We start from the raw sequence: 522 nt of genomic DNA on the forward strand, positions 1-522 counted from the left end.
GCCAGGACGAAATCGACGCCGACCTGGAACGCCTGCGCGCCGACAGCGCGCTGGCCGCGGCCGACCGCGACCTGGGCCTGGCCCAGACGGCGCTGGCCGGCGCGCTCGGCGGCCGCTGGTCGCCCTCCCAATCCTCTGACAACGAAGTGCTGAAATGACTGCCACGCAAACTCCCGACTCGCGGACCTCGACCCGCAAAACCCGCCTGATGCTCGCCGGCGGCGCAACCGTGCTGGCCGGCGCCGGCTGGGCCGCCTGGACCTTCCTGGCCGGCGCCGCCAGCCAGACCACCGACAACGCCTACGTCAACGGCCACATCGTGGCCATCACCCCGCAGGTGGCGGGCGCCGTCTCGGCCATCTGGGCCGACAACGCCGACCGCATCGCCGCCGGCCAGACCCTGGTGGAAGTGGACCCCGCCGACATCCAGATCGCGCTGGCCGGCGCCCGCGCCGACCTGGCGCGCGCCCGGCGCCGCGTGCAGGCGCTGTTCGCCAGCCGCGACCAGGCCGCCGCCGAGGT

The 522-nt window shown here is 74.9% G+C and carries 1 pseudogene; it reads left to right on the forward strand.

Annotation, left to right across the window (positions count from 1 at the left end):
* Positions 1-154: 154 nt before the first annotated feature.
* Positions 155-522, forward strand: a pseudogene (locus H0523_RS32115) (EmrA/EmrK family multidrug efflux transporter periplasmic adaptor subunit); the annotation flags it as partial.

The sequence above is a fragment of the Achromobacter insuavis genome, from assembly GCF_902859645.1.
In the GTDB taxonomy this organism is placed as follows: domain Bacteria; phylum Pseudomonadota; class Gammaproteobacteria; order Burkholderiales; family Burkholderiaceae_B; genus Achromobacter; species Achromobacter insuavis.